The sequence below is a fragment of the Paenibacillus sp. YYML68 genome, assembly GCF_027923405.1.
In the GTDB taxonomy this organism is placed as follows: Bacteria; Bacillota; Bacilli; order Paenibacillales; family NBRC-103111; genus Paenibacillus_G.
On the sequence record NZ_BQYI01000001.1, the window covers coordinates 1,391,926 to 1,416,391 of the forward strand.

A 24,466-nucleotide genomic window follows, 5' to 3' on the forward strand; every position below is an offset into this window, starting at 1 on the left:
AAACTAGACCCGCTCCTTTCGTCACTATGATGAGGGAGCGGGTCTACTTACAAACACAACTTTGACTGAGGTGAGCCAATGCTTCGAGTGCTGATCGTAGATGATGAACCGATGATTTTGAAAGGCTTGACTACACTGCTGACGCAGTATAAGGATAATCAAGTGCACATCCGGACCGCTGACAACGGGAAGTCCGCATTGGCTCTCATCCTCGAGCAAGCCCCTGACATTGTGCTCACAGATATACGTATGCCGGTCATGGATGGGCTCGAGCTTACTCGCTCTGTTCATGAGCTGGGACTAGAACTCGATATGATCGTCATCTCTGGATACAGTGACTTTGAATACGCAAGAAAGTGCATGGCGTCAGGTGTGAAGGATTACTTGCTGAAGCCAGTTGCGAGACAGGAGCTGTATGAGACGCTGGATCGGGTGCTGGCGCAGCGTCAGCAGTCAGCTTTACCGGACGTATCCGCAGCGACACTGACCCATTGGGCTGAGCGACTGGAGCAGAAGCTATGGGACTTGCGGATCGAAGATCTGATGGAGACGCTTACGGAATGGCGGAAATGTTGCACGGAAGGCGCCTACAGCGCGAGGACGGTGCATAAGCTGCACACCGACCTCTTGGAGCTTCTAGTAAAGAAGTTGCAAGCCCGCGGCACCTATAAGTTCGAGCAGCGGTCTCCGCTTCGCCTAACCGAGCTGGAAGCTGAAGCACATGAACAGCTGAACGATTACATTATGTCCCTTGTGGAAGAGCTGAAGAGCAAGCGCAGAGGCAAGACTCGTGATCCGATTGAAGAAGCAAAGGCATATATCGATGACAATCTGTCCCGTGAGATTCAGCTAGAGGAAGTGGCCGAATATCTAGGTCTGCACCCGTCCTATTTCAGCCAAATGTTCAAGCAGCATACCGGTGAGACGTTCGTGCAATACCGAATTCGCAGACGGATGGAGAAGGCGAAGCAGCTACTCGAGCAGCCGCATTATCGGATTACCGATATTTCCTACGAGGTAGGCTACGCGGACCATCCGCATTTTACGAAGACGTTCAAGAAATATACCGGCTATTCACCGTCGGAGTATCGGCAGAAGCTGGGGATTGAGTGATGAAGCACAGTCTCGCTCGGCAAATCTTTGTCTATTTTTTGATTGTCATTGTGCTGCCGCTTAGCATAGTCAGTTTTATCTCATACTATCAAGCGTCAACCCAACTGTCCCAGCAGGTTGAGAATTATGTGACGCAATTTATCGAGACGTCGCTAGGCCAGTCAGATCGTATCCTGCAGAGGTACGAGCGTGCAAGCCATTCCATCTTGTCCAATTCAGATGTGAAGTCGTTACTTGATATTAGCCCTGAAGACAGCTATGCGCTGCTGCAGCTACGCGAGCGTATCCAGAATACGGTGTTTCGTCCGACCTTCATCCTGTATAACGAGATTAATGTGTTGTTCGTGCTCGGTGATCATGGCAAAGCGATTATTGATGACAATCAAAGTGCAGCATTCATTCAGCGTATTGATTCCAAGGAGCAGCTCGAATTTTTTAACAAGCGACTCCCGGACAACGGTTCTATCGCAATCATTAATCGAAGCCTGCGTGATGTACCGACGACAGATGTGTATACGCTGGCCCGTCGTATTCGCGGACATACCTCCTATCAGACGAAGGGTGTCCTAGCGATGGAGATTAAGGCAGATGAGCTCGCGGCGACATGGAAAGATATTGAGCTCGGCAGGCGCGGCTTCTTCTTTATCCTTGATGCAGAGGGTGAACTGATTTATCGTCCGCCAGGTTTTCCACAGGATAACCGTATAACAGGACCATTAATCAGCAAGCTGCTTGCAATGAAGGATGTAACGATAACCGAGCAGCTAGGGAATGAGGAGCATCTGCTCGTCTCCCGCAAGTCGGATTACTCCGGCTGGCGCGTCGTCGTATCGTTGCCTACGGAGGAGCTGCGCGAGCCGATCTCTACGATCCGGTCGACGACCATCATGGTCGGGCTACTTGCACTCGTGCTTGCGCTTATACTGGCGTACCGTTTCGGCCGATCGATTGTGCGTCCGATTCAGACGTTGAAGGAAGGAATGCGGCAGACGGAGAAGGGCAACTGGCAGCATATCGAGCAAGAGCTTGACCGTCAGGATGAGATAGGCGGCTTAATTCACAGCTACAACCTGATGGTGTCCAGGCTGTCTGAGATGATCGAGCAGGTGTATTCAGCGGAGCTGTCGAACCAACGTTCGGCCTATGAGCTTCGCAGTATTGAGCTTGAGCGCAGGAACGCTGAATTCCAGGCGTTGCAACTTCAGATCAATCCACACTTCCTGTATAACACACTGGAGACGATTAACGCCTATGCGATCGTACGTAACTCCGAGGAGATCTCGGAGATGGTCGGCGCGATGGCCTTCATGCTGCGATATTCGATCCAGACGAATCTCGAAGAAATTACGGTAGCGAACGAGCTGAATCATGTACGTAATTTCATGATTATACTACAGCACCGGATCGGACGAGAGTTCGAGCTGGATGTCGTCATACCACCTTCCTTATTAATGGAGAAGATGGTTCGACTGACGCTGCAGCCGCTCGTAGAAAATATATTCCAGCATGCCTTCCCTCTCGGAATTGAGGACAGGCACTGGATCCGCATTGATGCTAGGGAAGAGGATGGCTTGTTCTTATTCTTCGTCGAGGATAACGGCGCCGGCATGACGTGTGAGCGTCTTGCCGAAGTACAAGAGGCGCTCGCTCGCAATCAGCTGGCAGAGCCTGCAGTGAAGGCATCGAACAGCGGCGGTATCGGTTTGGTGAACGTACACCGCCGAATCCAGATGGTGTTCGGCGATCAGTACGGCTTAAGCATAGAGAGTGAAGAAGGACTCGGCACCACCATTATAATGAGGATGCCGAAGGTCGAACGCTCAGCCAAACTATTCAACAAAACAAAGGAGAAGAGAAACCATGATTGAAGTAAACCTGACTGGTAAAGTAGCACTCGTAACTGGAGGTAACAACGGTATTGGTCTGGCGATCGCGCAGACGCTGGCTAAAGCAGGTGCGAAGGTAGCGATCAGCTATTTGAAGGATGCAGAGGCAGCTGCTCGTGCTGTAGAGAGTATTCGTGAGCTTGGTGCTGAGGTTGTATCGTTCCAGTCTGACCTGACTGATGTTGCACAAGCAGATGTGCTAGCGAACAACGTTCGTGAAGCATTCGGTCCGATCGACATTCTGGTTAACAACGCAGGCCATCTGGTTAAGCGTGTGCCGAATGCTGAGATGGAAGAAGAGCATTACCAGAAGGTTATGGATGTGAACTTCAAATCTTGCGTGTTCATGTGCAAGGCCGTTGCTAAAGATATGATCGAGAAGAAGGGCGGCAAGATCGTAAACCTGACGTCTGTAGCAGCTCATAACGGCGGCGGACCTGGCGCTACGATCTATGCAGCGGGCAAGGGCGCTGTACTGACATATACAAAAGGACTCGCGAAGGAACTCGCGGCGCACCAAATTCAAGTCAATGGCATCTCCCCTGGCTTCATCGGCCAGACGGCGTTCCACTCGACGTTCACACCTGATGCAGCACGTGTTGCTACGATTAACTCGATCCCACTCGGACGTGAAGGCACGCCGCAGGATGTAGCGAATCTTGCTCTCTTCCTGAGCTCGAGCTTGTCCGATTACATTACGGGAGAAACCGTAGAAATCAACGGCGGGATGTTCATGCGATGAGAATATACGAGAAGCTTCAGACTACACAATGGTCCGGCGAAGTACTTGAGCAGCTCCGCAAGGAGCTCGACGCTTTTGCAGAAAGCGGAATGACGATTCCGCATGAGCCGGGCGGCTGGTGGCATCAATACGTATGCCCGGAGCATCATGCGGAGCTTCTGTTTAATCCATTCGAAGCGAATGCAGAGCAATTTCATTGTCCGCACGGCTGCGTCGTAAGCGGTGAGCCGTATCGCGGCGGCTGGCTCGTGTTCAAGCATCAGTCACTCGCCCGCTATGCGCTGCAGGCGGCGGCTGTATATGCTGGAACGCACGATGCCCGCTATGCGGAGCTGGGACGCACCATCATTACGAGCTATGCTCTTCAGTTCCCGAACTATCCGGTACATCCGGACGCGCAGCCTTGGATGCTGAAGGGCCGCGCGTTCCATCAGGCATTAACCGAGGCGATCTGGTCCACAACCTTAATTCGTGCTTACTTGCTTCTTCTTGATGAAGGTGTGAAGTTCGATGAGGATGCGGAGCCGCTGACGCGCTTCTTCGCTATGCTCGAAGAGAGCATGACGCTGTACCGCCACATTCTGATTCACGAGAGAAAGAATGCGGAGAACAACTATACAGCGTGGCTGAACGCATCCCTCGCAAGCGTATATGCAGCGACGGGAAAAAGCGAGAAGCTGAGCGGTCTGATCGGCGGCGAGGGTGGCATTCGCCATCACTTGACGATCGGTGTTATGCCGGATCAGTTCGAGTTCGAGGGCAGCACGTATTACCACGTGTTCGTGCTTCGCGCGTACTTGATCGCAGCGGAGATGGCAGAGCGTATGCAGGTAGACATCTTCAGTATTCAAGGTGAGCAAGGTCAGACCTACGAGGGTATGCTCGACGTACTGGCTGCAATGGCTAACGATCAGGGCGAGCTTCCTGCCCTGCACGATGGTCCATATGCACGCGTTCCTTATGCAAGAGAGATTGCCGAAGTGTTCGAGATCGGTTATTCGAAATACAAGAAGGCTGCTTACTTGCCAGTTCTCGCAGAGGCATACCGTCAACTGAGCGCCGCGGAGAAGCTTCCTCGCGTGTTCCGCTGCTCGCTGGAATCGCTCGTGTATGGTGAGCAAGAGGTAGATCCTAGCTCAGCTGGTGCGCGTCAGGCTACATCGCTGTTGCTTCCGGAATCAGGCTTCGCCATCGGACGTACAGCGGGCAATCCGTTGTCGTTCCTCGTGGACTTCGGTCCGCACGGCGGCTCCCACGGACATTACGATAAGCTACATATTAGCTTAGAGCACCGTGACGGCACGCTGGCACCGGAGCTCGGCATGGTGCCATACGGCTCGAACCTGCGCAAGGACTGGTACGCAGAGACGGCGAGCCACAACACCGTATCCGTTGGTGGCCGCTCGCAGCAGCCGCATACTGGCGAATTGATGAAGTGGCAAGAAGCTGAGGGCAGCGTATACGGTTGGCTGCGCTCAACCGAAGCGTATGAAGGTGCGGTTATGAACCGTCACCTCTATATGAATGCTACGCTACTCGTCGATGTATTCCAGGTCGAGCTGGAGAAGTCCGATACGATTGATTGGTGGTATCACGGAGCAGGCACCTTGACAGCGCAGGGAGCACAAGCGGAGCCGTCTGCAGCACTTGAGTTCAACGCTGTTCATGCGAATGCGGGCGTCAGCTTAGGTGAGGCGGAATCTGCAGGATATGCGTACGTACGTTCGGTGTCGCGTCATGTGACCGAACAAGCGGGCGAAGCACGTGCGTTCTTGCAGCAGTCGCAAGGAGCACAAGCTGCGATTTCGTTGTGGTGCACACCTTATACCGAGCTGCATCAGGTCGTATATCCAGGTACAGCCGACGATCCTTCGCGTCCGATGAGCGGAATCTGCATCCGTACCTCGGGTCTGGCTGCAACCTTTATTGCTGTGTACCAGAATGGAGACGCTCCTGCTGAGCTCGATCTGTCTGGTTGCAGCATCGAGGGCGGCGTCATGACTGGCGGCAGCTTCGTTGTGCGTGCGGCAGGTCAAGCATGGAAGTACTCGCTCGATCAAGAGCAAGGACTTCGCTGCGAGCTTGTATAATACGTTACAGGTTATTCGTATAGTAGTTGCATAAATTGCGTTGAATGATAGCGCAAAGAACGCGGGACGCCGATGTCGCATATTTCATGCAACATCGGCGTCTCACTACAAACAATCATTATAAACAACATCGAAAGGAATGGTATTCATGAAAACGACTTATGAACCAGCAAGCGGCATATTGACTGTCCTGTACCAACCCGACGAATCGACGAAGCTCTTGGAGAATCCTCCACGCTTCACCTGGATGCCTGCTCAGCTTGACGATGACCAATATGTGCTGCAAATCAGCAGCTCGCCCGACTTCGACGAGGCTAGTACGCAATCGTTCGCACCGATTCCTTACAATCTATTCACGCCTGACACAGCATTGTCGCCTGGAACATACTACTGGCGTTATGCACTTGTGGATGAGTCCGAGAAGCGCTGCAGCGAGTGGAGCACGGTTCGTAAGTTCAACGTGAGCGAAGGTCTTCCGGAAACACCGCTTCCTAGCCGCGCAGAGCGTTATGCGAGCACCGATGCAACTCACCCTCGCCTGTGGCTGCAAGCGTCGGAGCTGCAGAAGTTCCGTGAGCAGGTGCTTGCTGACCCGAGCTACTGCGGCTGGAACGAGTTCTATGAGAAGTCCGTGCTGCCGTGGACGACACGCGAGCTGATCGCCGAGCCTGCACCGTATCCGGACAACAAGCGCGTCGCGAAGCTGTGGCGGAAGATGTACATGGACTGCCAGGAAACGCTGTACGCGATTCGTCATTTGTCGGTCGCAGGTGTTGTGCTTGAGGACGCAGAGCTGATCGCTCACGCAAAGCGCTGGCTCATGCATGTCGTAAGCTGGAACCCGGAAGGTACGACTTCCCGTGATTATAACGATGAGTCGTCGTTCCGTATCGCCGGTGCCCTTGCATGGGGCTATGACTGGCTGTATGCCCACATGAACGAAGAAGAGCGTACGGCGGTTCGAGATGTGCTGCTACAGCGTACAGAGCAGGTAGCCTTCCACGTTATCGAGCGCTCCAAGATTCATCAGGTGCCTTACGACAGCCATGCGGTGCGTTCCTTGTCCTCCGTGCTTACTCCTTGCTGCATTGCGATGCTGCATGAAGAGCCGAAGGCGAAGGAATGGCTGGACTATACGCTCGAGTACTACGCAGGCTTGTATTCCCCATGGGGCGGAGAGGACGGCGGCTGGGCGGAAGGTCCGATGTACTGGACGACGCAGATGGCTTTCGTTACTGAGGCGGTTAACCTGATTCGCAAATATACAGGCCATAACTTCTACAAGCGTCCGTTCTTCGATAAGACAGGCGACTTCCCGCTCTACTGCTTCAGCCCGGATACACTCCGCGCAAGCTTCGGCGACCAGTCGACGCTCGGTGATCCAGTAAGCTTGAAGACAGGCTTCAACATTCGCCAATATGCAGGTAACACGGGCAACGGTATGTACCAGTGGTACTACGAGCAGACTCGGAAGCTTGACCCTGAGGCGGAGAAGAAGTTCTACAACTACGGCTGGTGGGACTTCCGCTTCGATGAGATGATGTATCAGTTCGACTATCCGAGCGTAGAGGCTGTAGAGCCTGTAGATGTTGAGCCGCTGAAATGGTTCCGTGACATCGGCTGGGTAGCCATGCACGAGAAGATGCACGATCCGAACGAGCACATTATGTTCCTGACGAAGAGCAGCCGCTACGGCTCCGTCAGCCACAGCCACGGCGATCAGAACGCATTCCTGCTGCACGCTTATGGCGAGCCGCTTGCGATCGAGTCGGGCTATTATGTCGCGTTCGGCTCGACGATGCACCGCAACTGGCGCAGACAAACCCGTTCGACGAACAACATCTTGATCGACGGTAAGGGTCAATATGCTGGTACGGATAAGGTTCTGAACATGGCAGCTAAGGGCGTTATCGAGTTAGCTGAGCAGAGAGCAGATGGCGTCGGCTACGTGCGTGCCAATGCGACAGCTGCTTACCTCGAGAACGTGCCTTACTTGAAGAAATATATTCGTGAGACGTACTTCATCAACAAATCGTACTTCGTTATCGTCGATTCCGTTGATCTGGATCAGCCGGGCTCGATTGATTGGCTGTTCCATACGCGCAATGAGATGCAGCTGAAGGGACAATCGTTCCGCGTCGTTGGAGAGAAGGCCGAGCTGGACGGTCGATTCATCTACAGCTCGTCCGGCGATTTGGCTCTGTCGCAGCAGAACGAGTTCCTCGATGTGGATCCTTCCGAGATCGAAGGACTGGCGAAGGAATGGCACCTTACAGCGAAGACGAAGTCTGCTCGCAGCCACCGCCTCGTAACACTGCTCGTACCGATGAAGAAGGGCGATACGAAGTATGTGTCCTACTTCATGGACGATCAGGATCACGGCGTTCATCTCTACTTGACGGATCAAGGCATTACGAAGAAGGTAGAGATCAGTAAGGCGTATTAATTTTCGTACCATATAGGACCGTAAGCAGGCGCAGGTTGCGCATGGCTTGCGGTCTTTTATTATGACTACACCCGATGGGCCCTTCGGTATTCCGAAGGGCTCATTTGTATATGGCGGGAGAAGACGCGGCTGAAGTAGAAGCCATTGTCGTACCCTGAGCGATGTGCAACCTGCTCAATAGTCAGAGAGGTCTCTGTCAGCAGTCGCTTGCTCTCGGCCAGACGAAGCTCGCGCACATAATCGGAGGCGGTGCAGCCGAAGGCGGTCTTGAAGCGGCGTGTGAACTGAACGGGACTTAGGCTGCACTCCGCTGCAAGCTCGTTCATCGACAAGGCATGGAAGGCCCGCTCCTGCAGCTTGCGCCTTGCAGCGAGCATCAGCGAATCGTCGCAGACGGGGTCACTCGGCGCTGGCTCTGGCAGCATGTGCTGCAGCACATACCCGTCCCACAGCTCTTGCACGAATCGATTGCGCCATAGCAGCGCCTGCTCCTCGGGGAGTGCAGATAGCTGCTGCATGTATCGGTAAGCGGAGCTGAGTCGCTCGCGGTCCCTGAACGTTATCTTGCCCATCGGCAGCATGGATGGTGCTGTCGCCCACTCGAACCGCAGGAAGTGGAAGGTGAGCGGCTTCGGCTGGATGACCTCCCTGCGAAACGGTGTATTGGGCGGACATACGACCCAATCGCCGAACGTCGCTTCACCGTCCTCGTCATCGCCGATTCCGAAGCGGAAGCCGCCTTGCTCCACAGCGAAGATGCCCCAGTGGGGATATGTATCCTCGTCAAGCTGGAACGATGGCTTCTCATGCCAATAATAATGATGAAGCAGCTGTATGCGACCGGTCTGAGGCTGAAGGTGAAGCTCATTCATTCGAAGCGCCTCCTAGTGAAATAAAGTATATGTGCAGTGATCGTTTCCTGTATGTTAAAAGATATATCCGCAGTGTACCATGAATGAAAAGTATATTGCGAGGTGTATTCGATGCGACAGGAGACGGTGAAGACAGATCTTACAGTCATCGGCGGCGGTCTTGCCGGCGTGTGCGCTGCGGTAGCTGCCGCGAGGCTCGGTCATACGGTTGCTCTGGTCAACAACCGACCGGTGCTAGGCGGCAACTCCAGCAGTGAGGTTCGGGTATGGGTGTGCGGCGCAACCGGACACGGCACCCACCGCTATGCGAGAGAAACCGGCATTATGGGCGAGATGTTCGTCGAGAACCAGTATACGAATCCGGAAGGTAATCCGTATTATTGGGATCTTGTCGTACACGAGACAGTGAAGAGGGAGACGAACATTCAGCTATTCCTGAACACGGACGTTCATGAGGTGGAGGCGGATGGGGATGAGGACGAGCGGCGCATTCGTTCGGTCACCGGATGGATGATGGGCTCGGAGCGACGTATTCGTTTGGAGAGCGAGGTGTATCTGGACTGCACGGGGGATGGACTGGTTGGCTTCCTGGCAGGAGCGAAATATCGGCTAGGTCGGGAGGCGCGGAGCGAATTCAACGAGGATTGGGCTCCGGAGGCAGCGGACGACATTACGCTCGGCAGCACGCTGCTATTCTATACGAAGGATGCGGGTAAGCCGGTCAAGTACGTGAAGCCCAGCTTCGCCATCGATGTGACGCAGACGACGATACCTCTTCGTCGGGTCATTCGCAGCGGGGACAACGGCTGTGCGTATTGGTGGATCGAGTGGGGCGGCGAGCTCGACACCGTCCACGACAACGAGCGAATTCGCGATGAGCTGTGGGCCGTCATTTATGGCATATGGGATTATATCAAGAATTCGGGCCAATTCGATTCGGAGCAGATGACGCTCGAGTGGGTCGGCACCGTTCCTGGTAAAAGAGAGTACCGCCGCTTCGTCGGCGATTATATGCTGAATCAGAACGATATTATCGCTCAGCAGCTGTTCGAGGATCGGGTCGCATACGGAGGCTGGTCGATCGACCTCCATCCGCCGCAGGGCGTATACTCGGAGGAGAGCGGCTCGAAGCATCTGCATGCGGATGGCAATTATCACATTCCATTCCGCTCGTTGTACTCGGTGAATGTGAGTAACATGCTGATGGCAGGGCGCAATATGAGTGCGACGCATGTCGCCTTCGGGACGACGCGAGTGATGGCGACATGTGCGGTCATCGGTGAGGCAGCGGGAACAGGTGCAGCGCTGTGCGTCAAGTATGGCATATCGCCGCGTGACGTATACCACGACCATCTGGAGGAGCTGCAGCAGACGCTGCTTCGTCAAGATGCCTCGGTGCTCGGGCTGCGCAATGCGGACCCGCTGGATCAAGCGAGGCTGGCCAGCGTGAAGTCATCCAGTACGATGCAGCGCATCGCCATCGAGCATCCCGTTCAGCCCGAATCCCTCGACGCCGATATGGGGATCTTGTTCCCGGTCCATCCTTCCCTGGACGTAGTCGAGCTGCTGCTCGATGCCAAGGCGAACACATCTATTACGGTAGAGCTCTATGCAACCGGCAAGCCGCAAAATTACGTTCCGCACGAGCGGATCACCAGCTGTACCGTTGAAGTGGCGGCTGGACAGCTGCAATGGGTACGCTTCAACATCCAATGGAAGCCAGCCTCCGCGCAAAATGCGTTCCTCGTCGTGAAGGCAGCGGAGGGAGTAGCTCTATACCGCTCCAATGAACCATTCACGGGCGTGCTCTGCTTCCGCAAAGGGTGTCAGCCGATCGTCGATCGAAGGCTGGAGGACCAGCCGCAGCAGCCGGTGCTGCAGTGGAGCACGCAGAAGCTGGATCGTCAGCCGCTCTGCTTCCGTGTGACCTCGCCTACGCTTGCTTACTCCGAAGCGAACGTATTGAACGGGTACACGCGGCCGTACGGCGGACCGAATATGTGGAGAAGCGAGCGACTGAACGGCAAGGAGGCATTCATTGAGCTGAGCTGGCCGGAGCCAATGGCCATGTCAGAGATTCATCTGACGTGGAATGATGAAGTGAATGAAGATCTTATCAACCTGCATCATCATCGCACTCCGTTCGACATCATTCCTGAGCTGGCGAAGAATTACCGCCTGGAGGCGTGGGTCGATGACAGCTGGACGGTCGTACTGCAGGAGCGGGACAACCGCAAGCGCAAGCGTGTACATCGCTTGGAGCAGCGACTGCATACGGCACAGCTGCGAGTCATCATCGAAGAGACGAATGGCGCGCCTTGTGCGGAGCTGATCGAGGTACGAGTGTATGCGTGACACACGTTTTATATAAGGAGGAACAGCTATGCGACAAGAAAGTGCAGCGATGCGCAGAGCGCGGGAACGTAACTATCAGAAGGACAGCACCTGGTATTGTCAATTCAAGTATTCTGAGGTTCACGGTCTCGGCTATGAGGAAGGTGTTCACCGCCGCGATCCTAGCAGTATTATTAAGGTTGGAGAAACGTACTATGTGTGGTATACGAAATCGATCGGTCCGAGCGTCGGCTACGATACAGGCGATCTGGACGCGAAGGTATGGCCATGGGATTGGTCGGACATCTGGTATGCGACGTCAGCCGATGGTATCCATTGGCAAGAGCAAGGTGTTGCCGTGTGCCGCGGGGAGAGCGGCTCTTACGATGATCGCAGCGTCTTCACACCCGAGATTCTTGCGCATGACGGTCACTATTATCTCGTCTATCAGGTCGTTCAGCATCCTTATCTCAGACGCTCCAAGGAACATATCGGCATGGCGCAATCCGATAGTCCGAATGGACCGTGGATGAAGCTTAACGAGCCGATTCTGTCGCCTGCGAGCAACGGCGAATGGTTTGGAGATGTGGATAACCGTCATCTGGTGAAGGCGAGGGGCGACTTCGACAGCCATAAGACGAACGATCCGTGCTTATTTTATTACAACCATCAGTTCTACCTCTATTATAAAGGGTATCCGATGGGCGAGCAGCTGACGTGTGCCGGACGGGAAACGAAGTGGGGAGTCGCCATCGCCGACCGCCCGGAAGGTCCCTATATCAAGTCCGAATACAACCCGATCACGAACAGTGGTCACGAAACGCTCCTCTGGCCGTATCGAGACGGCATGGCAGCGCTCTTGACGACGGATGGACCGGAGCGCAATACGATTCAATATGCCCGTGATGGCCTGCAATTCGAGATCGAAGCGTATATCGAGCATCCGCCTGAGGCGGGCGGACCTTACCGCTCCGAGCAGCCAGACCTGCACCCCTTGGAGGGACTGCGCTGGGGCTTATCTCATGAGATCAACAGCAAGTGGCATTACATGATCCGGTTCGAGGTAGACGAGTCAACGAAGCACTTGTGCAACAATCGATTCAATCATTAATGAGGAATGCCGTGCGCATCCAGCCCCGCGACCGCCAGCGGCGGCTCATGAGGAAGGCGCGGGTGCATTCGTCCAGCGCGACCGCGAGCGGTTGAGAGTGGCTGGAGCTCATACTAGGGAAAGCCATTAATATTCCTCGGGCCAACTAGATCGAAGGAGACTAGTAGGAGCGTTGAAGTCGTATCGCCGTATGACAAGCGCATTCGTAGTACGTGCTTCTAGCACATCATCATAGGACAAGGACGTGCCCTGCGGCACGTCCTTTCGCTTTTTAACGGGTGGCTGTTCGCTGCATCGTGCTGAATTGCTTTTTTCACACACACAAGTATCCAAGGCTACTATTTGTCGATTACTGTTGTATTATGTCGAAAAAACATGTATAAAAGAAGTATGGGTCGAATATTGTAAAAACACAAGAGGCACGAAGGAAGTACAAGTACGGGTCTCAATTATTTAATATAGTTGAGCTACGTCTGTAAGCGCTATCTACATGTGGACAATCATGCCGTTAGCGCAGCACCTTCAGGCGATGAAATATCGAGGATGGTTCTCAATTTGGCTGTGCCAAATTCGAGGCTCGCCATAACATCTTCGGATATTTAGGGAAGCTGTTATTTCAGGATAGAGAGGGAGTCATCGTATGAAACCAGGCTTATTAAAAAGAAGCGTCAGTATGTTGTTAAGCTTCGCCCTCACCTTTTCGTTCATTCCGCCGCTCGACCGAGCAGTGGCATCGACAGCAACTGAGGCATATTACGGCGACAATGAACGCTTCGACGACTTCCAGAACCTAGGCTCGTCCATTTCGGGCGGGAATCATTCCGTCGAGCCACCTGTGCTAGGTTCATATGTGACGTCGAGCAATACGAATGCAAGAACGATGAACAACTGGAGATCCAATGCGAGCGCCGGTATATGGAGCATTGGTTCGGACGACGGATCGAATGTCGGGATGTACTTCAACGGTACAGGCACATCATCGGCATGGCTCATTGAATATTCCTCCAGTGATGTTCTGTTATCGGCCAAGGTCAAGCTTCACCCGAATACACCGACCAGTGTGCCGAGCAGCGCATCCTACTTTGGATTGGCGACTCGGGTAACCGATAATAACAGCTCGTATGTGCTTGCTATTCGCAAGATGGCTGCGACACAATACAATCTGGTATTGCTCAAGAGGACTGGGGGCAACCACGTAGAAATATCGCAACCAGTCGCGATCCCGAACTTTGTGGCTGGACAATATTACCGGATGTCCTTCCTAGTTACCGGAACACCGGGTAACACGGTGTTGACGGGCTCCATCGAAGGCGGACCGACGGTCACAGCGCTTGTCACAGATACGACAGGCGTTCCGACGGGCTCTAGCGTAGGCTTCTTCGGAAATTCCAACATGCGCATGTATGTGGACGATATTTATTCCATGAAGGTGTTCCCTGGTAATCCGACTGGACTGACGGTTGTGTCGGAAGTAGATGATCAGGTGAGCCTGAAGTGGTCTGGAGCGGCAGGAGCCGAGCGCTACTATGTGAAGAGGGGCACATCTCCTAATGGACCATTCACTACGCTGGCAACCGTGACCTCAGGCAGCTATCAGGATAAGACGGTTACTAATGGCAGCACGTACTATTACGCTGTAAGCTCAGCTGCTCAAACGGAGAATGGCGCCTATATTGACGGAGGCTTGTCGGCCGCCGCGGCTGCATCTCCGAGAGCTTCCACAGCATCGCCTGCTGCGCCTGGCGAGCTGACTGCAGCTATTCGTGATACGGAGATCGGGGTTACTTGGAACGAAGTTCCAGATGCTGTCGGTTACCATGTGAAGCGCAGCAGCACATCAGGTGGTCCATATACGGTAATCAACTCGGTGTATGGTGTTACAACTAGCTATTTGGATCAAGGATTAATCGTGCATAATGATTACTACTATACGGTAACGGCCTTCAACACATCAGGTGAAAGCGCGCCTTCTTCTGAGCTTCACGCCAGAACCGCGTATCCGCCGAATGCACCGCAAGAGTTGACAGCTATTCCTAGCAATTCGACGATTAAGCTGCAATGGCAGTCGGTTACAGATGCTGTGTATTACACAGTGAAGCGTGCTAGCTCCGCTGGTGGCTCTTATTCCGTAATCGGTTCGAAAATAACAGCTCCGACGTATGTGGACAGCGGTCTACAGAATGGTCAAACATATTTCTACATCGTACAGGCGCTTAATTCGAACAACAGCAGCAGCGTGAACTCGAACGAGGCTTCCGCTATGCCACAGAAGCGGTACACGTTCGCACAGACGCAAGTAACGGCAAGCGGCTTCGATACGATGTATAACGGTGACGGCAACTGGGGTAACAAGCCGACTTATACAATCGATGATAATCCGAATACAAGATGGGGCGCTAATGGCTCTGGAGCATGGATTCAATACGACCTCGGAACAGTGTCGACGGTCGGTTCCGTAGGCATTGCCTTCTACAAAGGGAACGAGAGATCGTATTCCTTCGATATTCAGAGCTCTACCGACGGTATGTTCTGGAATACGATCTACAGCGGCGCAAGCAGCGGCACAACGCTCCAGATGGAAAACTTCGACGTCGTCGATACTGACGCTAGATACATCCGTCTGGTAGGTGCAGGGAACAATGCGACCACCTATAACGGGTACACAGTCGTCCATATGTACGCACCGAGCGTAGGCGGCATGCTCAATGATCCGATCTTGCCGGTAGATACGCAGACGACGCCGAATACGGGAGCACGCCCGACGAAGGCGGGGCTGTACAATCCGGATGGAACGCCGCATGTGATGCCGACGCCGAATGCAACGACGGGCCAGCGCATTAATGTCAAGGATGCGAAGTATGGCGCTGTCGGCGATGGTATCGCGGATGATCGCTTGGCGATCCAGAATGCGATCAATGACGCTCAGCCGGGCGACGAAGTATTTTTACCGAATGGCACTTATAAGCTGTTGACCGCTTATTCGTCTGATACTCAGATTGTGCTGAAGAGCGGAGTGAATCTTACAGGCGAAAGTCGGGAAGGCGCGATCCTGCTGTCTGACTTCGACAATCGTCTCGGTACGGACAATATCAGCACCGGTCTGACGAATGCGAGCAGCCGCGTCTTGTCAGCAATGAACTCGTCCGATATTACGATCTCGAGCCTGACGATTACATCCACGTGGGACAATGTGTACCCTACGGACCCAGCCATTAACCATCCGCTTCGAGGCGGATACAAGCATGGTATCTATATTGATAAGTCCACAAGCGGCAGCTCGGCCAAGGCGCCTAACAATATTGTCGTGGACAACGTCATTATCGAGAAATTCGAAAAAACCGGAGTTCGGATGGCTAAAGGTCAGCATCTGGTCGTACGCAACTCGATATTCCGTAATGCTACCGATATTGGTGGGGGCGGCGCAGGCTACGGCATCTCTCTCCAGGGGGATTTTAAGAACGACCGCTATGGCTATGAGGAAGACTCCCAGTTCAATATCGTAGAGAACAATATGTTCGACGGCACGAATGCGATGCGTCACGGTATTATCGTGCAGGCGTATACGCATAACAATTTGGTTCACAAAAATACGTTGATCTACAACACTTATGATGCAATCGACCTGCACGGCGAAGATGAATATTTGAACGAAGTGAGCGAAAACCTCATTATCGGAACGCGGAGAGGCGCAGGTATTGCGCTTGGTAATACGGGCGGCGGCTTCCCGAGCAATCACAGTGAAGCTGGACCGTACAACTATATTCACAGCAACACGCTTCGCAACAATACAGAAGGTATCACCGTGGTGCTCGGATCTCCGGATACGATCATCGAGAACAATCTGATCGAGATCGATTCTTCGACCTTTGTCAGAAACCAGTATCAGACTACGGCACTCGGACTTCGTCTGTTGAATGCACCGAGAACGATCGCATTAAATAACACGATCCAGAACTTTGAGGCGTCGGATATCCCGATCTTGCTCGACTATGATACGGGTGACAGCAATGCGAGCTTCATCGGTAACGGCAATCCACGCGATGTTCAGTTGCTGGATAACAAAATCTTGAACAGCGTGAACGGCATCGAAATTCGTCAAGGACATGGTCATGTCGTATCGCCGGCTGGTGTACCTGTAACGAACACATCTGGCAATCCGGTATACGAAGCTGTGTATTATGCTGCAGCGGATACTCGCGCAGCTGCTGGACAGCGTTTCGCAGCGATGTTCAAATTCGACCTGATGGGTGTCGCTCCAACGAGTGAGGCGTCGCTTCAGCTTAGCGGCAAGCTGACGGATGTGAATCCGGGCAGCGAAACGATGACGCTTCAGGTGTATGGAATGAACAATACCGATATCGCGAATCCATCGGCTGCATCTGTATCCGATGGTGTCTATCTCGGAGCGTTCACAATGAAGGCGTTCAAGGATAATTCGTACAATCTGCCTTACAATGTGGACTCGTACAATATTTCTACCGATGCGTTAAAGCAATATGTGAACAGCAGGCTGAACGGCGAGGCCGTGTTCTTGGTTGTCGATCCAACAGGTCAAGGCGTACCGATCGAGCTGTATTCGGTGAACCATTCGTTCGTGAATGTTCGTCCGTTGCTGAAGACGACTACTGCGGTGCAGCAGCCGGAGCCGAATCCGGGTCCGGATCCAAGCCCGGAGCCGAACCCGAACCCGAACCCGAACCCGGATCCAAGCCCGAATCCGGATCCAAGCCCGGAGCCGGAGCCGACGCCGAACCCGACACCGGAGCCGACGCCGAACCCGACACCGAACCCGACGCCGAACCCGACACCGGAGCCGGAGCCGACGCCGAACCCGACACCGGAGCCGACGCCGAACCCGACACCGAACCCGACGCCGAACCCGACACCGGAGCCGGAGCCGAATCCATCTGGTTCTCCAGGTAACACCACGACCCCACCTGCGCCGAGCAACACGTCAGGTGCAAACAATGTAACACTCGTTGCGACGGTCGTCACGACGAACGGGAAAAAAGTCGCGGAGTCCAAGGCGGATGTGAAAGCTGTCGAGGATGCGGTGAAGCGCGCGGTCAATGGTCGCCTCACCTTGACTGTCGACAAGCTGGACAATGCATCAGGCTCGAAGGTATCCGTAGATGGAGCAGCTCTACGTAAGGCTGCAGCAGATGGAGCTGTCAAGACGATGGTCGTTGAGAGCGCGCTTGGAAGCTATCAGCTGCCGCTCACACCGTCCCTGCTTAAGCAGATTGGCGGATCGAGCGAGATTGCAGTCATCGTGTCCAATGATGCTGCGGCGGCTGAGCGAGCGAAGGCTGATGGCATGAACGTTAAGGCTTCGATTGATTTTACAGTTACGGCAGTGAATGCAGAAGGAGCATCCGTTGAAATCTCGTCCTTCGAGCAATATGTTCCACGCTCGATCAAGACGGAGGATGCGGTGGATGGCAGCAAGACTGCTGTCGTACGTGTAGAGAAGGATGCGGACGGAACGGTTCGTTATGCACCGGTTCCTTACACGATCTCCGGTAACACGATTACGATCTACAGCAGAACGAACAGCACGTATATGATTCTGGAGAACTCTGCGTCTTTCGCAGATGTTACGGGTCATTGGGCGAAGGCAGAAATCGAGGGCATGGCGGTTAGACGCATTGCGCTTGGTATGACCGATCAGGAGTTCCGTCCAGACCAATCGGTAACAAGAGCTGAGTTCGCTGCTCTAGTGACAAGAACTCTCGGATTGTCTGCTTCTGCGACAGAGAAGAAGACGGCATTCCACGATGTTGCTGAGAAGGATTGGTACTATGCTGCAGTGAAGGCAGCTGCCGATGCGGGCATCGTGACCGGCTACGAGGATGGTACGTTCCAACCGAACCGCACGATTACGCGTCAAGAGATGGCTGTGATGATCTACCGTGCGATGGTATTTGCTGGCTATACAGCTGGCGGCAATCAGAGTGGCAGCATGAGCTTCTCCGATGCGGAGCAATTCCAGAGCTGGGCGAAGGAAGCTATTGCTTCGATCGTGTCCATGCAGATCGTCAATGGAGTCGGAGAAGGGAAGTTCGCTCCGAACGAGACGGCATCGAGAGCACAGAGCTCCACGATCCTGTACCGCATGCTGAATCAACTCTCTTTCACGAATTAATCGGTAATTGAAAAAACCGTCCACTCCGCTTCGGCTGGAGTGGACGGTTATTTTTTTACAAAGCCAGATCGATGTGCTGGATCGTTCCAGCGCGACCTTGCTCGCTGACATAGATGCCAGACTTCTGCAGCATCCCGAGCGTCGCCTGCTGATCGTTCTTGTACTGGAAGCGCGTATCGACATGACCGAGATAGAGCGCCCCGATGCCCGCCTGTCCCGCGGCTAGCAGCTTATCGTTGCCGTGCTCGTCCTTCATCCACACCTTCAGCTGATGGAAGATCGGGTCGGACTCATCAATCCAATTGTTGCCGTCCGCATCATACGCCCGCAAGTCGGCAAACCCATTGCCGCTCGACGTTCCGAACAGCTCAGACCCGTCGTTAATGACGCCGTCTTCATTACGATCCAGTGCCAGAAACCCGCTGCCCGGTCCAACGAATGATATCGAATCCAGCTGACCATCCGCGTCGAGATCGAACTCGTACTTGCGATCTGTGAGCGAGGCGGTCCCACCCTCGAGGTTAATGACGAGCGGGTCCTTAAGCTGTGGTTCCGTACCGAACCGAAGCACCGTGCTCGATTGTTCATAATAGCTACGGTTCATGGCGAAGGACAGGTCCAGCTGGATCGTTCTTCCATCTGCTGTCTGTATGGCCGCACTCGCCTGGAAGGCGACGGACTGCTGCTCGCTATACGACTCAGACGTACGAATCTCTAATCCCCATCCACGCCCCGTCACAGGACGCAGCTGTCCTTCACCGTTCCCTACGAGAAATTCGGACACCCCGCCATTGTCGAGCTTCATTCTCTCCGGCACCTGGAACTTGAAGCTCTTGCCGGTCATCTTCTCGAACATGACCTCGAGCAGCCGTATCTTCAGCTTATCTTTGTCCGTAAGCTCGAGGTGAACCTCCTCGCTCTTTGTAGCCTCGACTTGAGCTTGCGCGATCGCGGAAGGGTCGGCAGCCACTTGCGCATTCTGTGCGAGTAGGGCACGCGCTTCATCCGATATGTGCACGCCTGCACCAGCATCCACAGACGCATTCGCATTGGCTGCACCTCGGTTGTCCCAAGCGGTTAGCGACTCCTGATTCTCATACGTTTCCTTGTAGCTTGACATGCTCTTTAAGGATACCTCTGCACTCACAATTTTCATGCTACTCACCGTCCTGTATTGGTATATATTACTTATATCGGTTGGTTGGGTGGTGGTTTATAGAGGGAGTTTATATACACTCAATTGCTGCGCATTCTATGCCATAACAGACCAGCACCGTAGCTCATTGCAATGAGCACTTGCAGTACCAAGATGGTATAAGATGCTGACAGAAGGTCTGTCCGAGGGTACCATATTGCCGTAAGACTGTACAGCGGTCCGCAATAAAGCAGCACTCCAGGAATGTTGAGCAGACTCGCCTCGGTCCAATATCCGAGAAGTACGATACTTAGTCCTAAGCACCAATACGCGGTCGCTGCTTTGATGAAGGAAGGCTTCATTATATAGCCTGCAATTAAGCTGGATCCAAGCCATAGGACCACGAATAATGTAGAGCATAGCACCTGTGTAAGACTGGGCGCCGAGCCCTTGAGATAGGCGTTGAATTGGAACAAGCTGAATGGGACAGATATTGTGAGTGCAGTGATGAAGAGTCTAGGCATCATTTCTAAGATCCTCCTCATTGTTACATGAACTAACCGTACCATATGCGTACACAATCAACAACCAATTTATACCATCTGCCGATGTGGCGGATTGAAACGCTCTAATACACCTATCTTTCCTCAATACGTACCGTATATAATTGAAGAAACACATTCGTCCCGCAGCTAACATCGATCATATGCAGCATCATGAGTGATTTGCGAACGTCTTGACGACAACCTGTGGATAAAAGGAGACCCTCAACTCTATGCAGTGGCGCTTCGGTCTTAAGATCATCAGCTCGAATAAACAAATACGGCTCATTGCCGTCATCACCGTGCTCCTCTCCACCTTGATCTCCTCGGTCAGCATGCTGCTGTACTACGATTACCGGGGCAAGCTGGACAAGGAGCTGCACCAGCCGAATGCGGAGCTGCTGCAAATTAATCTGCATGTTACCAATCGCGCGTTCCGCAGCTATGACAGTGAAGCGGTGCAGCTCAGCTTCCATCCGACGGCCGTGGAGTACGTATCCGCTGCAGCGGAGCGTAAGCAAGAGACGGCAGCCGGTCTTCTCGCTCATCTGAAGGAGCTGTCGCTCGAGGAAGAGATTCACTCGGTCTATGTGGTCGACACGAAGCAGCAGCGGATCGTCTCGTCGAAGGGGGAGCAGGAGCTGCCCTTCGCCCAGCTCGAGGACTTAACCTGGATTCACTGGATCCAGGAGATGGAGAAGAAGCCGCTGCTGATCCAGCGGCGCAGCTTCGGCAGCGGCTTCGAATCAGGTCAGCTGCGAAGCGAGCTCATCTCGTTATATCGTCCAATACGGGTGAACGACGAGCAGATCGGTCTTGTCATTATGAATATCGACTACGACAGGCTGTTCACGACGATACATAAGCAGTTGAAGGCGCCTCAATATATTTTTAACCTGGACGGTGAGCTGATCTATCCGAAGACGAACTTGCCGATCGAGGAGTCGGATATGCGTAAGGTGCTGGAGGCGATCGATATTCATCCGTTCCATGAGGTGAAGCTCGACAAACAGACGTACCTCGCGAATCAAGCGTTCTCCGATGTGACGGGCTGGCGGTGGGTGTCGCTCATCTCCCTCGATGACCTGCTGCGACATGTACGGCTTGTGCGGGATATTATTGTGCTGCTGAGCTTGCTCTCGATTGTCGTCGGGTGCATCGCGATCTACTTCTACAGCTACGCCTCCTTTCGTCCGGTCAAGCGTATACGACAGCTTATCGGTCATGATGAGCAGGCGCGGGCGAACGGGGACGGAGATCTGTACGATATTGAGCAGTACATTCAGCGGCTTCTGAAGGAATTCGACTCGAAGGCAGCGATCAGCAAGCAGAGCTTGCCTGAGATCCGGTCCAAGCTCGTACAGGATGTGCTGTATCGCCGAATTGGGGCCAAGGAGCTCCAGTATAAGTGGCAACGATACTTCCAAGAGTGGTCCTCCAGTGAGCCAGTGACGGCGGTGATCGTCTCCATCAATCGGTACAAGGTGTGGTCCGCCGAGTTCAACGAGGAGGATCAGCTGCTGCTGAAGTACGCGCTGACCAATCTGATCGAGGAGCTGGCAGCGCCGCAGTGGCACCTCATTGACGTGAAGCTCGATGTGGAAAATATGCTGCTCATTGTGCAGCCGAAGTCGTCTGCAGATGAATGTGCTGAGACCTTCGACGCCGAGGCTTCTATTCAGGAGCTGTTCAACAAAGCAATTACCGCATCCCGGGCTTATCTGCATACCTACCTGTCGGTCGGTATTGGGATGCCTGTCCGCTCTATACATGAGCTGGAGCAGTCGTACGCGGCCGCCCGCGCCGCCCTAGCTTACCGACTATATGAGGGCTACGGACGAGTGCTGAGCGTCCCGCTCGACACACCCGCATCTGCAGCCGACTCGCCCAAATCAGGGATCGATACCGAGAAGCTGCAGCGCGAATGGCTCGGCCTCGTGGAATCGGGTAGCTGGGAGCAGCTGGAAGGTCGTATTCGCAGCTGGTCTGAAATGGTCGCAGTGCGCAGGGCTGAGCCGGCTGCTGTCTACGGATATGCCGATCAATGGATCGGGACGCTGTCCCAGCTCTGTCACACTTATGAATTGCACCAGCCGCACGCGCTGGAGGATTATACGGCCCACCAGCTTCATATGATGGATTTGGCAGACGTTGCGAGCCTGTTGCTTCAGCTCTCGGAGGCTGTAACGGAAGGCTTCCGCAGCCGAATGACCCGGAAGGAGCATACGCTCGTGCAGCGGATGATTCAATTCATGCAGGAGCAGCTGAAGGAGAACATTGGTCTGCAGCAAATTGCCGATAGCGTGCAGATGAGCACGTCGTCGGTCAGCAGCATTTTCAAGCAGGAGACGGGGCATTCGGTGTATGAGTATTTAACGAGCCTGCGGATCAAGGAGGCGTGCCGCCTGCTGACCGATACGGACCGCAAGGTGGCGGATATCGCCGCGCTCGTCGGCTACCAGAACGAGACGAGCTTCATCCGCAGCTTCCGTAAGGTGAAGGGAATGACACCGGGCAAGTACCGGGAGATTAGCCGGGCGCATGAGTGAGAACGGAGCAGGGGTGGGCTGCTGGAATGGAGTGAACGTTGTGCCCGTGCTCAAGCGATAGCCTCTAACGGACCACAGTGACGCTATTCGGATAATCAGATCGATCACATCATTCTAAGGGACACCTTGGACCTTATTACCCCACATTGTGCGTTGAAGGTACAGTGAAGCGGTGAATAGCGTCATGGGTGTCCCTTAGATTGCAATAGGACACGATTTCGGCGGCATAAGAGCATCTGTGTCCGTAAGCCCTGGCATATGCACATCGAGCAGCAAGCTTGCAGATCGGCCAAAAACAGGCCAAATTGGCGGAAATGTCAACGAATCGCGCGTTCGGCAGATTGCTGCAAGGCGGCGATCTGTTCTACGATGTGTGTACAGCAGGAGCTCACAGCGATGCTTGCTGGAGGGCAACTGCAATAACGCACCAACACAACCGCAACACAACCGCAACATAACCAATAACATGTAGAGGGGTAATGGCAAATGATGAGACAGAAGTGGAAGGCAGCGCTAGCTGTAACAGCAATCATGGGAATGACCGTATTAACCGCATGCGGAGGAACAGCTCCGACGTCGTCAGGCCAGTCAGCGGCGAGCAAGGTAGAGTTCCCGACGAAGCCGATCAGTCTAATCGTACCGTTCGCAGCAGGCGGCGGCACCGATACAACAGCTAGAGCGCTGGCGAAGTCGGCGGAGAAATATTTGAAGCAGCCGGTGACAGTAATCAATAAAACAGGCGGCGGCGGCTCAGTCGGGATGACGGAAGGCTCTAATGCGAAGAGCGACGGCTACACGGTTACGGTTGTAACGGTAGAGTTGACAACGCTTTCACATCTTGGACTATCCCCGATTACGCACCAGAGCTTCAAGCCGGTCGGCATGATGAACTATGAGCCGGCAGCGATCACCGTGCGTGCGGACAGTCCTTGGAAGACGATGAAGGAATTCCTCGATTACGCCAAGGCGAATCCGGGGCAGGTGAAGCTCGGTAACTCCGGAACGGGTGCGATCTGGCATCTGGCTGCAGCGGGGCTGGAGAAGGGGACAGGTACGAAGTTCAACCACATTCCGTTCGAGGGCGCGGCTCCTGCTATTACAGCGCTGCTCGGCGGTCACGTCGACGCGGTACCAGTGAGCCCGCCTGAGGTGAAGGCGCAGGTCGAGTCAGGTAAGCTGCGTACATTGGCCATTCTCGATGATAAGCCGGCAGCGGTGCTTCCGGGTGTGAAGACGCTGAAGGAAGAGACGGGCATCGAGTTCAGCTACATCGGCACGTGGAGAGGTCTTGGCGTTCCGAAGGATACACCGGATGAGATCGTACAGCAGCTGTCCGATGGCTTCATGAAGGCGGTCGAGGACGAGGAGTTCAAGGATTTCATGAAGAAGAACGGGCTAACCATTATGGCGAAGGACGCCAAGAGCTTCGGTCAGCATTTGAAGGACAATCATGACAAATTCGGCAAGCTTATTCCAGAGCTCGGACTCGCTAAGAAATAAG

12 protein-coding genes are annotated in these 24,466 nt (G+C 53.9%); 10 read left to right on the top strand and 2 right to left on the bottom strand.

What is annotated here, in order from left to right; genetic code table 11:
• Positions 1-78 precede the first annotated feature (78 nt).
• From PAE68_RS06210 to PAE68_RS06230, 5 genes are all read left to right on the top strand, one after another.
• Positions 79-1,113 carry a response regulator transcription factor gene (locus PAE68_RS06210; protein WP_281885139.1) on the top strand — a complete coding sequence of 345 codons (1,035 nt, stop codon included), beginning with the start codon at positions 79-81 and terminating at the stop codon, positions 1,111-1,113.
• Positions 1,113-2,981, top strand: coding sequence for a sensor histidine kinase (locus tag PAE68_RS06215; RefSeq protein WP_281885141.1), 1,869 nt, complete (start codon positions 1,113-1,115; stop codon positions 2,979-2,981). Before PAE68_RS06210 ends, PAE68_RS06215 begins: the two co-directional genes overlap by 1 nt.
• Positions 2,977-3,741 (top strand): SDR family NAD(P)-dependent oxidoreductase, encoded by a 765-nt coding sequence (locus PAE68_RS06220; RefSeq protein WP_281890927.1) that lies wholly within the window; start codon positions 2,977-2,979, stop codon positions 3,739-3,741. Before PAE68_RS06215 ends, PAE68_RS06220 begins: the two co-directional genes overlap by 5 nt.
• Positions 3,738-5,831 (top strand): heparinase II/III domain-containing protein, encoded by a 2,094-nt coding sequence (locus PAE68_RS06225; protein WP_281885143.1) that lies wholly within the window; start codon positions 3,738-3,740, stop codon positions 5,829-5,831. Before PAE68_RS06220 ends, PAE68_RS06225 begins: the two co-directional genes overlap by 4 nt.
• A 148-nt stretch (positions 5,832-5,979) precedes the next feature.
• The gene (locus PAE68_RS06230; protein WP_281885145.1) at positions 5,980-8,277 is read left to right on the top strand and encodes a DUF4962 domain-containing protein; all 2,298 of its coding nucleotides are present in this window, start codon (positions 5,980-5,982) and stop codon (positions 8,275-8,277) included.
• A 65-nt stretch (positions 8,278-8,342) separates the two neighbouring features.
• Here PAE68_RS06230 and PAE68_RS06235 read toward each other — a convergent pair whose 3' ends face one another.
• A complete protein-coding gene (locus tag PAE68_RS06235) occupies positions 8,343-9,149 on the bottom strand; it encodes a helix-turn-helix domain-containing protein (protein ID WP_281885147.1) in 807 nt (268 codons plus the stop codon).
• A gap of 111 nt (positions 9,150-9,260) precedes the next feature.
• Between PAE68_RS06235 and PAE68_RS06240 the strand changes: the two genes are divergently transcribed.
• The 3 genes from PAE68_RS06240 to PAE68_RS06250 all read left to right on the top strand — a co-directional run bounded on the left by PAE68_RS06240 (position 9,261) and on the right by PAE68_RS06250 (position 18,739).
• Entirely contained in the window at positions 9,261-11,504 is a 2,244-nt protein-coding gene (locus PAE68_RS06240) for an FAD-dependent oxidoreductase (protein ID WP_281885149.1), read from the top strand.
• Between the two features lie 28 nt (positions 11,505-11,532).
• A complete protein-coding gene (locus PAE68_RS06245) occupies positions 11,533-12,594 on the top strand; it encodes a glycoside hydrolase family 117 protein (protein ID WP_281885151.1) in 1,062 nt (353 codons plus the stop codon).
• 640 nt (positions 12,595-13,234) lie between these two features.
• Positions 13,235-18,739: an S-layer homology domain-containing protein gene (locus tag PAE68_RS06250; RefSeq protein ID WP_281885153.1), complete on the top strand. Its 5,505-nt coding sequence runs from the start codon at positions 13,235-13,237 to the stop codon at positions 18,737-18,739.
• Positions 18,740-18,794: 55 nt separating this feature from the next.
• Here the strand turns inward: PAE68_RS06250 and PAE68_RS06255 are convergent, their stop codons facing one another.
• Positions 18,795-19,895 (bottom strand): hypothetical protein, encoded by a 1,101-nt coding sequence (locus PAE68_RS06255; RefSeq protein WP_281885155.1) that lies wholly within the window; start codon positions 19,893-19,895, stop codon positions 18,795-18,797.
• A gap of 754 nt (positions 19,896-20,649) precedes the next feature.
• Here PAE68_RS06255 and PAE68_RS06260 point away from each other — a divergent pair.
• Together PAE68_RS06260 and PAE68_RS06265 are read left to right on the top strand one after the other, a co-directional pair.
• Positions 20,650-22,965 carry an AraC family transcriptional regulator gene (locus tag PAE68_RS06260; protein WP_281885157.1) on the top strand — a complete coding sequence of 772 codons (2,316 nt, stop codon included), beginning with the start codon at positions 20,650-20,652 and terminating at the stop codon, positions 22,963-22,965.
• Between the two features lie 486 nt (positions 22,966-23,451).
• The gene (locus tag PAE68_RS06265) at positions 23,452-24,465 is read left to right on the top strand and encodes a tripartite tricarboxylate transporter substrate binding protein (RefSeq protein WP_281885159.1); all 1,014 of its coding nucleotides are present in this window, start codon (positions 23,452-23,454) and stop codon (positions 24,463-24,465) included.
• The last annotated feature ends 1 nt before the right edge of the window (position 24,466 follow it).